Source organism: Streptomyces sp. UNOB3_S3 (assembly GCF_020740895.1).
GTDB lineage: Bacteria > Actinomycetota > Actinomycetes > Streptomycetales > Streptomycetaceae > Streptomyces.
The window spans coordinates 1-2,356 of record NZ_JAILXP010000613.1 but is presented as its reverse complement, the minus strand read 5'-3'; the positions used below and the strand labels follow the sequence as shown (position 1 = coordinate 2,356).

The 2,356-nt window shown below is 69.1% G+C and carries 2 protein-coding genes; one reads left to right on the top strand and one right to left on the bottom strand.

Going from position 1 to position 2,356, the window contains the following annotated elements:
* Positions 1 to 106 precede the first annotated feature (106 nt).
* Complete coding sequence (locus K6I33_RS34335) at positions 107 to 748, top strand: hypothetical protein (protein ID WP_229358719.1); 642 nt, start codon at positions 107 to 109, stop codon at positions 746 to 748.
* Positions 749 to 865: 117 nt separating this feature from the next.
* Here K6I33_RS34335 and K6I33_RS34330 read toward each other — a convergent pair whose 3' ends face one another.
* Positions 866 to 2,353 (bottom strand): cytosine permease, encoded by a 1,488-nt coding sequence (locus K6I33_RS34330; RefSeq protein WP_229358720.1) that lies wholly within the window; start codon positions 2,351 to 2,353, stop codon positions 866 to 868.
* Positions 2,354 to 2,356: the final 3 nt, after the last annotated feature.

Sequence of the window (2,356 nt, the reverse complement as noted above, 5' to 3'; positions counted from 1 at the left end):
GGGTAGAACCGCGCCGAAGGCGCGGAAAACCCCCACCGGCGGGTAGCCGGAAGTCAACGGAACCCCGCGCGGGAGGCGCCGGCGGAGATACGGAACACTTCGCCGGGTGATCGTGATACAGCCCGTCCTGGAGATCTACGCCCCCGACGGCTTCGACCTCTGGCCTGTCGCCGAGATCGAGCCGTTCGGCTTCCTGCCCCTCAGCGGCGGGCTCTCACCCGCTGAGGTCGGGACGGCGGTGATGCGCATCGCGGAGTGCAATGACATCGACCCCGACGGCGACCGCCCGCCTCGTCCGGCCGACGCACTGGGCTCGTTCCTCCACGGACTGCTGACCTTCGACGACCTCTTCGCGGCCGGCGGCCTGCGGGTCACCGACGACTCCACGGGTGTCGCCTTCCTGCCCGGCTGCTGCGACGGACTGGAGGACTGGCGCGACTGGCATCAGCTCGTCGACGACGGCAGTTGCCTCAGCTTCGGCCACGAACCCGTGTCACCGCTCGCGGAGCGCTTCGGCGGCACTGTCCGGCTGACCGTCAATGCCGAGCAGAGCGACAGTCCAGTGATCGAACTGTCCGTCACCGAGCTCCACCACCTGCTCGCCGGTGCCGAGCGCGACCTGGCCGCCTTCCTCGTGCTCGCGGCCGACTGGGCCTCCACGCACCTGCCCGGCCACTGCGCTCCCGTCACAGCCGCCCTCGCGCGCGTACTCGACCTTCCCGCACCGGACGTACCGGCACAGCCGTAGGACGGGTCACAACCTCGCGGGTGCGGTTCCGGGCAATCGGGCGGGTGGGTGGCGGCGGGCAGCCGGAAACGCGAAGAGGGCCCCCGCAAGGGGGCCCTCCGCACGTTGCCGGGAAGGTTACGCGGCAACCTTCTCGCGCTCGGGCTCAGCCGCGGCCTCCGCCGCGACCCCGTTCTCGCGCGGAGTGGGAAGCAGCGCCATGACGGCCGCCGAGATGACGATCGTCGCCGCCCAGCCCAGCCCGTACTTGCCGACGAACGTGCCCGACAGCGGGCCGGCGAACCAGTCGCACTTGGTGAAGGAGATGCCCGCGATCAGGGCGACGGCCCAGGCCGTCATCGCCTGCCAGCAGAAGCCGCCCACGTACCAGTAGCGGCTGGTGCGAGTGGTGTCCATGAGCGCCTCGGCGTCGTAGCGCACCGCGCGGTTGCGGCGGCGGGCCATGTCGACCATGTAGACGCCGATCCAGGCCGAGAAGGAGACGGCCAGCAGGATCAGGAAGGTGATGAACGAGCTCAGGAAGCTCTTCGCGACCAGCATCAGCAGCAGACCGCCGATCAGCGAGATCGCGGCGTTGATGCTCACGGCCATCGCACGCGGCAGCTTGACGCCCATGGTCTGGGCGGTGAAGCCGGCCGAGTACATCGACAGGGAGTTGATCAGCAGCATGCCGACGATCGCGGTGATCAGGTAGGGCACGGCGAGCCAGGTCGGCAGGAGGTCACCGAGGAAGGAGACCGGGTCCGGCGCGTCGGCGAGGCCCGGCGTGGCCACGGCCATCACCGCACCCATCAGCACCATGGGCATCATCACCATGCCGGCGCCGGAGACCGTGACACCCGCGATCTTCTTGCCGGAGGCGGCGTGCGGCAGGTAGCGGGCGAAGTCGGGGCCGGTGGGCACCCAGCTGATGCCGCCCGCGGCGATCGTGCCGATGCCGGCGATCATCATCGCGGTGGTGCCGGCGGGCTTGGAGAAGACGTCGTCCCACTTGATGTGGACGATCAGGTAGCCGAGCACCAGCACGCTGAAGACGCCGAAGAGGTACGTCGACCACGTGTTGCAGACGTTGAGCACCTTGCGGCCCATGCCGCTCACCAGGAACGTGCAGGCGACGAAGACGAACAGCGTGATCACGATCAGCACGTTGTTGCTCTTCACGCCGAAGACCAGATCGAGCACGGTCAGCACCGCGTACGCGCCGGTGACCGCGTTGATCGTCTCCCAGCCGAAGCGGGCGATCCACAGGATCGCGCCCGGGAAGAGGTTGCCGCGTACACCGAAGGTGGCGCGGGAGAGCATCGCGCCCGGCGCGCCGCCCCACTTGCCCGACACGGAGACCACACCGACCAGGCCGAACGACACGAGCGCGGCGCACGCCGCGACGATCAGGACCTGCCAGAAGTTCAGCTTGTTGAAGACCACCAGCGCCGCGCCCATGGTGAGCAGCAGCACGCTGATGTTGGCGGCCACCCAGGTGGGGAAGAGCTCCCGGACCCGGCCGTGGCGTTCGTTGTCGGGTACCGGTTCGATACCGCGGGTCTCGACGGCGCTCTGGGCGCTGTCGGTGCTGGACACGTTGGCGCCTTCGGCAGCGTTGTCCATGGT

Excerpts from the sequence above, each read along its gene's own strand:
- K6I33_RS34330 (WP_229358720.1), bottom strand. The coding sequence starts at position 2,353 with ATGGACAACGCTGCCGAAGGCGCCAACGTGTCCAGCACCGACAGCGCC.